Source organism: Micromonospora sp. NPDC048999, assembly GCF_040649295.1.
GTDB lineage: Bacteria > Actinomycetota > Actinomycetes > Mycobacteriales > Micromonosporaceae > Micromonospora.
Map to the genome: position 1 here is coordinate 40,271 of NZ_JBEZFI010000043.1, position 7,719 is coordinate 47,989.

Here is a 7,719-nt window from a genome sequence, read left to right on the forward strand (position 1 = left end):
AGCAGGTCAGGTGATGGTGGTCACGGGAGGGGTGCCGACCAGGTCCAGCCGGTCGCCGAGGATCACCGCGCCGGCCCGGACGAGCTGCGCGAGCCGCTCCACCTCGCTGGTGTGGAACGCGGCGGCCGTCAGGGGCTCGGTGTGGTCCCGCGCCACCACCAGCACCAGACCGGCGCGGCCGAACGGCGCGAGCGCGTAATGGTGCCCGTCCGGGCTGATCATCGCCTGGGCCCGCAGCGGAGTCACCTCCGGCAGCCGGGACGGCACCGGGGCACGCCAGCTCGCGTATCCGACGGTGGCCATGCCCGCGCCGGGGCGGGAGGCCCAGTCCAGGGGTACGACCGCGGCCACCGCCCAGTCCGCGGCGAGCAGCCCAGGCACCGCGTCGACCAGGATGGCCACCCCGTCGGCCGGGTTCGCGGCGATCTGGGCGAGCAACTCCGCTTCCTGGCCGGTGGTGGTGGGGGTGCCGATCGCCCGCCACACCCCGTCCACGCGTACGCCGGGGATGGCGGCCAGGCCGGCCAGCAGTCGTTCCACCCGCGCGGCACCCGGCCACACCACGGTGAAGTCGTCCACCGCCCGGCCGCCGAGCCGTTCCAGCACGACCACCTGGACGATGTCGGCGCCGGCGACGCCGAGTGTGCGCGCCACCTGGCCGAGCGCGCCGGGTCGGTCCGGCAGGGTCACCCGAACTCTCAGCAGCATGTCCGATCCTCCGCTCAGCGGGCCGACCGAGGCGGCCGGCAGGCTGGCACCAGCCTGCCAGTTGACCGTTTCGCCCCTGTTTCCGTAGCATGTCCCGCCGGGAAATCCCTCCTTGACAGGAGCGCTGAGCTGCCATCCACTAACCGGATGACCGATCCGGCCGTCGAGCCGGCGCCGGCACCGACCGGTCCGGCTCCCCGCGGGCTCGACCTCGAGCGGCTCGCCGCCTACCTTGCCACGCACCGGCCTGAGCTGGCCGCCGGGCCGCTCTCCGCCCGGCTGATCGCCGGCGGCAAATCCAACCTGACGTACCTGCTGCGTTGCGGCGACCGCGAGGTGGTGCTGCGCCGGCCGCCGCTCGGGCACGTGCTGGCCACCGCGCACGACATGGCCCGCGAACACCGGGTGATCTCCGCGCTGGCGCCCACCGAGGTGCCGGTGCCCCGCACGCTGCTGCTCTGCCCCGACGACGACCTCATCGGCGCGCCGTTCTACCTGATGGAGAAGGTCGACGGCGTGGTCTACCGGAGCCGGTCGCAGACCGACCCGCTCACCGACGGGCAGCGCCGCGACCTGGCCCTGGCGATGATGGACGCCCTCGCCGCGCTGCACCTGGTCGACCCGGCCAAGGTCGGGCTGGCCGACTTCGGCCGGCCCGACGGCTACCTGGCCCGGCAGGTACGCCGCTGGGAGGGCCAGCTCGACCGCTCCCGCAGTCGGCCGCTGTCCGGCATCGACGAGCTGCGCGACGCGCTCGCCGCAAGCGTGCCCGAGGGCGCGAACACCGGGCGCATCGTGCACGGCGACTACCGGCTGGACAACCTGCTCGCCTCGGTCGACCCGGTCGCCGTCCGGGCGGTAATCGACTGGGAGATGGCCACCCTCGGCGACCCGCTGGCCGATCTGGGGCTGCTGCTGACCTACTGGGACGTGCTGGGCGACAGCGACGCCGCCGAGGGCAACCCGGTCGCCGACGGTCTCGGCTCCCGGGCCGGCTTTCCTGCCGGAGCCGAGCTGATCGACCGATACGCCGGCCGCAGCGACGTCGACGTCGGCCCGTTGCACTGGCACGTGGCGCTCGGCTGCTTCAAGCTCGCGGTCATCTGCGAGGGGATCCACTACCGACACACCCTCGGGCAGACCCTCGGCGAGGGCTTCGACCGGATCAGCGAGCTGGTGGCGCCGCTGGTCGAGCACGGTCTGCACGCGGTCAGGGAGCGGTGATGGACTTCGCGTACGACGCCCGAACGGTCGAGCTGTGCGAGCGGCTGACCGCGTTCCTCGCCGAGTGCGTCCACCCGGCCGAGCCGGTGCACGCCGAGCAGGTGGCCGCCGCCGGCGACCCGTGGGCCCGCCCGCCGGTCATGGACGCGCTGAAGGCCGAGGCCCGCGCCCGCGGCCTGTGGAACCTCTTCCTTCCCGACCCCCGCTACGGCGCCGGCCTGACAAACCTCCAGTATGCCCCGCTGGCCGAGCTGACCGGGCGCAGCCCGCACCTGGCCCCGGAGGCGTTGAACTGCGCCGCCCCGGACACCGGCAACATGGAACTGCTCGCCGAGTTCGGCTCGGCGGCGCAGCGCAGGCGGTGGCTCGAGCCCCTGTTGGCGGGCGAGATCCGTTCCGCCTTCTGCATGACCGAGCCGGAAGTGGCCTCCTCCGACGCCACCAACATCGCCACCCGGATCGCCCGCGACGGCGACTCGTACCTGATCAACGGCCGCAAGTGGTGGTCGTCCGGGGCGATGGACCCGCGCTGCGAGGTCTTCATCGTGCTGGGCAAGACCGACCCCGACGCCGAACGGCACCGGCAACAGAGCATGATCCTGGTCCCCCGGAACACCCCGGGTGTGACCGTCCGCCGGGGCATGACCGTCTTCGGCTACACCGACGCCCCGCACGGCGGGCACGCCGAGATCGACTTCACCGATGTCCGGGTGCCGGCGGCGAACCTGGTCGGCGCCGAGGGCGCCGGTTTCGCGATCGCCCAGGCCCGGCTCGGCCCGGGGCGGATCCACCACTGCATGCGGCTGATCGGGATGGCCGAGCGGGCCCTGGAGTTGCTCTGCCAACGGGCCCTGGACCGGGTCGCGTTCGGCCGGCCCCTCGCCGAGCAGGGCGTGATCCGGGAGTGGATCGCCGAGTCCCGGGTGCGCATCGAGCAGGCCCGGTTGCTGGTGCTCAAGACCGCCTGGCTGATGGACACCGTCGGCAACAGGGGCGCACACACCGAGATCCAGGCCATCAAGATCGCCACGCCGGCGATGGCGGAGTGGGTGATCGACAAGGCCATCCAGGGGTACGGCGGGGCCGGCGTCAGCCAGGACACCCCGCTCGCCGCCCTCTGGGCGCAGGCCCGCACCCTCCGCCTGGCCGACGGCCCCGACGAGGTCCACAAGGCCTCCCTGGCCAGACGCGAACTCCGCCGCCACTCCTGACCGGGGTCAGGCGGAGGCGCGGTGGACGAGTTCGGTGTCGAGGAGGACGTGGGGGGTGGGGACCTCTTCGCCGCGGATGCGGGAGACCAGGAGGCGGGCCATCTGGCGGCCCATCTCCTCCACCGGCTGGAAGACCGTGGTCAGCGGCGGCTCGGCCTGCCGGGCGATCGGAGCGTCGTCGAAGCCGACCACCGCCACCTCCTCGGGCACCCGGCGGCCGGCCTCGCGGAGCGCCCGGAGGGCGCCGAACGCCATCAGGTCGGAGGCGACGAAGACCGCGTCGAGGTCGGGGCAGACCTCCAGCAACCGGCGCATGCAGGCGGTGCCGCTGCCCTCGCTGAAGTCGCCGTACGCGATCAGATCCGAGTTCACGTCGCCGCCCGCGGCCCGGACCGCCTCCCGGTAGCCCGTCAACCGGGCCAGGCCGGCGCCCATATCCTGGGGGCCGGCGATGGTGGCGATCCGCCGCCGGCCCTGGGCGAAGAGATATTCGACCGCCTGCCGGGCGCCACCGACGTTGTCCACGTCGACGAACCAGGCATTCTGGGCGTCCGGAAGCAGCATCCGGGCCGGCCGGCCGCCGAGCACGGTGGGCAGGCCGCGCTCCTCCAGCAGGGTGGGCAGCGGGTCGGCGTCGTGCAGGGAGAGCAGCAGTACGCCGTCGACGTGCTGGTTGGTCAGGTGGTGCTCGACCCGTTCCCGCTCGATCGGCGACTGCACCATGGCCAGCCAGAGCTGCATCGGCGTCTCCAGCAGCCCGGAGCTGACGCCCCGGACGATGGCCGCGAAGAACGGCTCGGTGAAGACCCGCTCCCCCGACTCCGAGACCACCAACGCCACCGAATCCGTACGCTGGGTTACCAACGCCCGCGCGGCGCGGTTGGGCACGTACCCCAGCTCGGCGATCGCCGCCAGGACGGCGGCCCGGGCCTCCGGGCTGACCTGGGGTGAGCCGTTGACCACCCGGGAGACCGTGCCGCGCCCCACGCCGGCGCGGGCGGCGACCGCGTCCAGGGTCGGGCGCCCGAGCGACCGGGTGCGCTGCGTTGTCATCGTCCTGCTCCTCCGACATCGAACGAACCCGGCACCTGCTGCGGCATCGGCACCGGGCCGCCCGTTATTGCTGGCTCAGCTTATTGTGCGGCCAGGCCGTTACGTCGGATCACCTCGGCATACCACCTCGCGCTCGATTTGAAGATCCGTGCCTGGCTGTCGTAGTCGACGTACACCATGCCAAACCGCTTGGTGTAGCCCCAGGCCCACTCGAAGTTGTCCATCAACGACCAGGCGAAGTAGCCCTGCAACGGCACCCCGGCGTTGATCGCGGCGTGCGCGGCGCGCAGGTGCGCGTCGAAGTATGCCAGCCGGTCCGGGTCGTCGACCCGGCCGTCGATCACCGCGTCGACGAACGCCGAGCCGTTCTCGGTGACGTAGAGCGGCAGGTCGGTGTAGTCCCGGTGGAGGCGCTCCAGCGTCTCCAACAGGCCGGGGGCGTCGATCTCCCAGTCCATGTCGGTCACCGGCACGCCTCGGGACACGAACCGGACCTCCTCGCTGCCCGGCCAGCAGGACGGCGCCCGCCAGGACGCCTCCGGCTCGGCGCTCTTGAGCGGCGCGGCGACGACGTACCGGCTGTAGTAGTTGATGCCGACCGTGTCCAGCGGGGTGGAGATGACCGCCAGGTCGCCGTCGCGGACGTGCCCGAAGTCGGTGACCTGACGCAGGTCGGCCTGTAGGTCCGCCGGGTACGCCCCCCGCAGCACCGGGTCGAGGAAGAACCGGTTGGCCAGCCCGTCGATGCGGCGGGCCGCGTCCGCGTCCGCCGGCGAGCCGGTCGCCGGGGTGACCGGGTAGAGGTTGACCGTGATGCCCAGCTGCGCCTGCGGCCGGGCAGCGCGCACCGCCTGGACGGCCAGGCCGTGCCCGAGCATGAGGTGGTGCCCGGCCCGCACCGCGTCGGCCCCGTCCGAGCGGCCCGGCGCGTGCACGCCGGAGCCGTAGCCGAGGAAGGCCGAGCACCATGGCTCGTTGAGGGTGGTGAAGGAGCGCACCCGGTCGCCGAGGGCGTCGGCGACGAGCTGCGCGTAGTCGGCGAACCGGCCGGCGGTGTCCCGGGCCGGCCAGCCGCCGGCGTCCTCCAGCGGCTGGGGCAGGTCCCAGTGGTAGAGGGTCAGCCACGGTTCGATGCCGTGGGCCAGCAGCTCGTCGACCAGCCGCCGGTAGAAGTCCAGCCCCTCGGCGTTGGCCGCCCCGACGCCGCCCGGCTGGACCCGGGGCCAGGAGACCGAGAAGCGGTAGGCCTTCAGGCCCAGGTCGGCCATCAGCCGCACGTCGTCGGACATCCGGTGGTAGTGGTCGCAGGCCACGTCGCCGGTGTGCCCGGCCACCGTCCGGCCCTCGGTGTGGCTGAACGTGTCCCAGATCGACGGGGTACGGCCGCCTTCGGTTGCGGCGCCTTCGATCTGGTACGCGGCGGTCGCCGCGCCCCAGAGGAAGCCGGGCGGGAAGGTGAGTGCCGCACCCTGGTCGAGGACGCCGACGGCGGGTGGACTGGCTGGGTTGCTCACGACTTGACGGCGCCTTCCATGATTCCGCCAATGATCTGGCGGCCGAACAGGACGAACACGATGAACAGGGGCAGGGTCGCGATCAACGTGCCGGCGAAGATCTGGGAGTTGTCGGCGAAGTAGGCGGCGTTCAGGCTGCGCAGGGAGATCTGCACGGTCGGGTTGGCCGGGTCGGCCAGCACCACGAAGGGCCAGAAGAACTGGTTCCACTGCTCCATGAAGGTGAGCAGGCCGAGGACCGCGGCAGCCGGGCGCAGGGCTGGTGCCACCACGTGCCAGTAGACCCGCCAGGTCGAGCAGCCGTCCACCCGGGCGGCCTCGATCAGCTCGTTGGGCACGGCCTGCTCGGCGTACTGACGCATCATGAAGATCCCGAAGCCGCCGATCAGGAACGGCACGGTCACCGAGGGCATGGTGTTCAGCCAGTCGAGCTTGGCCATCAGGATGTAGAGCGGCAGCACGCCCAGTTGGATGGGCACCATCATCGAGGCCAGGATGATCAGCAGCAGCGCGCTCTTGCCCTTGAAGCGGAGCTTGGCGAAGGCGAAGCCCGCGAGGGAGCCGAAGAAGACCGTGGCCACGGTGATCGTGCCGGAGACCAGGAACGAGTTCAGCAGGCCCTGGACGATGTTGGCGTCGCCGTTGTCGAGCACCCGCTGGATGTTGTCGCCGAGGTTGCCGCCGGGCAGGAACGGCGGCGGCCAGGAGTTGGCCGCGTCGTTGGTCCGCGAGGCGATCACGATCATCCAGTAGAACGGGAAGAGCGACAGGAGCACCCCGAGGATCAGCCCGACCATGGTCAGCGGGCTGGCCTTCCAGAGCCGCTCGGCCTGGTGGCTGGCACGCACCCGAGCGGCCGGTCGGGTGGGTGGGCGATGCGTGGTGGTCGTCATCTCGTCACCTCACTTGTCGGAACTGATGCGGCGGGCCAGCAGGTAGTTGATCACCGACATCAGCGCGATGAGCACGAAGAGCACGAGCGCGACCGCGCCGGCGTAGCCCCACCGGAAGCGTTGGTTCATCACGTCGAGCAGGTACATGGTGATGGTCTGGAACTGCCCCTCCGAGCCGCCGGAGATGGCGCCGGTACCGCTGGTGAACAGCAGCGGCTCGGTGAAGAGCTGCAGCCCGCCGATGGTCGAGATGATCAGCGTGAAGATGATCGTCGGGCGGAGCTGCGGAATGGTGATCGACCAGAACTGCCGCCGCCGGGAGGCACCGTCGAGCGCGGCGGCCTCATACACGTCCTTGTTGATGGACTGCATCGCGGCCAGGTAGATCAGGGCGTTGTAGCCGACCCATCGCCAGTCGACCATGGTCGAGATGGCGAACCAGGAGGCGAACCGGTTGGCCCGCCAGTCGATCTTGTCGAGGCCGACGCCGTCGAGCAGCCAGTTGATCAGGCCAAAATCCCTGGCGTAGATCATCGAGAAGATCAGCGAGACCACGGCGGTCGAGGTGATGATCGGCATCGCGATGGCCATCCGGAAGAAGGTCTGCCCGCGCAGCTTCCGGTTCAGCGCGTTGGCCAGCATCAACGCCAGCAAGAGCTGGGGCACGGTGGTGAGCACGAACATGCCGAACGTGTTGACCACCGCGTTCCAGAACTTCGGGTCGTCGGTGAGCAGTTCGACGAAGTTGTCCAGGCCGACGAAGGAGATCGTCGGGTTCAGCGGCGACCGGTCGGTCAGCGCGATCCAGACCGTGTACACGATCGGGTACAGGCTGAACACCGCGAAGATCAGGAAGAACGGCAGGACATAGGCGTAGGGCGAGTACTTCAGGTCCAGCCGGGTGAACGAGGCACTGCGGCGGTGCGCGGGACGGCCGCTGGCCTTTCCCCGTCCAGGAGGCGCCGGGGCGTGCAGGTCGAGGCTCATGAGAAGTCCTTCTCCTCGGCCGGCGTCGCCCGCGCCACCGTCCACTTCGTGCCGTCGATGCTGGACGCCTTCCTGGCCACCGCCGGTCCCGCCGACCTCGCCCGATGCGGGTCACTGCGGCGGATCGTG

Annotated in this window: 7 protein-coding genes; 2 read left to right on the top strand and 5 right to left on the bottom strand. The window is 71.2% G+C overall.

Features of this window, described 5'->3' with window-relative positions; all coding sequences use genetic code 11:
* Positions 1 to 6 precede the first annotated feature (6 nt).
* Positions 7 to 708 carry an amino acid-binding protein gene (locus AB0C02_RS28490; RefSeq protein ID WP_357552088.1) on the bottom strand — a complete coding sequence of 234 codons (702 nt, stop codon included), beginning with the start codon at positions 706 to 708 and terminating at the stop codon, positions 7 to 9.
* A gap of 147 nt (positions 709 to 855) precedes the next feature.
* Here AB0C02_RS28490 and AB0C02_RS28495 point away from each other — a divergent pair, with 147 nt between their 5' ends.
* Together AB0C02_RS28495 and AB0C02_RS28500 are read left to right on the top strand one after the other, a co-directional pair.
* Positions 856 to 1,932, top strand: a complete 1,077-nt coding sequence (locus tag AB0C02_RS28495) for a phosphotransferase family protein (protein ID WP_357552090.1) — start codon at positions 856 to 858, stop codon at positions 1,930 to 1,932.
* Positions 1,932 to 3,143, top strand: coding sequence for an acyl-CoA dehydrogenase family protein (locus AB0C02_RS28500; RefSeq protein WP_357552092.1), 1,212 nt, complete (start codon positions 1,932 to 1,934; stop codon positions 3,141 to 3,143). The genes AB0C02_RS28495 and AB0C02_RS28500 overlap by 1 nt, the downstream gene beginning before the upstream one ends.
* Positions 3,144 to 3,149: 6 nt before the next feature.
* Here the strand turns inward: AB0C02_RS28500 and AB0C02_RS28505 are convergent, their stop codons facing one another.
* The 4 genes from AB0C02_RS28505 to AB0C02_RS28520 form a co-directional block, all read right to left on the bottom strand.
* The gene (locus AB0C02_RS28505) at positions 3,150 to 4,196 is read right to left on the bottom strand and encodes a LacI family DNA-binding transcriptional regulator (protein ID WP_357552093.1); all 1,047 of its coding nucleotides are present in this window, start codon (positions 4,194 to 4,196) and stop codon (positions 3,150 to 3,152) included.
* Positions 4,197 to 4,276: 80 nt separating this feature from the next.
* Positions 4,277 to 5,710 (bottom strand): GH1 family beta-glucosidase, encoded by a 1,434-nt coding sequence (locus AB0C02_RS28510; RefSeq protein ID WP_357552095.1) that lies wholly within the window; start codon positions 5,708 to 5,710, stop codon positions 4,277 to 4,279.
* Positions 5,707 to 6,507 (bottom strand): carbohydrate ABC transporter permease, encoded by an 801-nt coding sequence (locus tag AB0C02_RS28515; RefSeq protein ID WP_357552100.1) that lies wholly within the window; start codon positions 6,505 to 6,507, stop codon positions 5,707 to 5,709. Before AB0C02_RS28515 ends, AB0C02_RS28510 begins: the two co-directional genes overlap by 4 nt.
* Before the next feature lie 105 nt (positions 6,508 to 6,612).
* Positions 6,613 to 7,590, bottom strand: coding sequence for a sugar ABC transporter permease (locus AB0C02_RS28520; protein ID WP_357552097.1), 978 nt, complete (start codon positions 7,588 to 7,590; stop codon positions 6,613 to 6,615).
* Positions 7,591 to 7,719: the final 129 nt, after the last annotated feature.

What these genes read in the sequence shown, in the direction of transcription:
- AB0C02_RS28520 (WP_357552097.1), bottom strand. Translation starts at nt 7,590, where the DNA reads ATGAGCCTCGACCTGCACGCCCCGGCGCCTCCTGGACGGGGAAAGGCC.
- AB0C02_RS28515 (WP_357552100.1), bottom strand. Translation starts at nt 6,507, where the DNA reads ATGGTCGGGCTGATCCTCGGGGTGCTCCTGTCGCTCTTCCCGTTCTAC.
- AB0C02_RS28495 (WP_357552090.1), top strand. Translation starts at nt 856, where the DNA reads ATGACCGATCCGGCCGTCGAGCCGGCGCCGGCACCGACCGGTCCGGCT.
- AB0C02_RS28505 (WP_357552093.1), bottom strand. Translation starts at nt 4,196, where the DNA reads ATGACAACGCAGCGCACCCGGTCGCTCGGGCGCCCGACCCTGGACGCG.
- AB0C02_RS28490 (WP_357552088.1), bottom strand. Translation starts at nt 708, where the DNA reads ATGCTGCTGAGAGTTCGGGTGACCCTGCCGGACCGACCCGGCGCGCTC.
- AB0C02_RS28500 (WP_357552092.1), top strand. Translation starts at nt 1,932, where the DNA reads ATGGACTTCGCGTACGACGCCCGAACGGTCGAGCTGTGCGAGCGGCTG.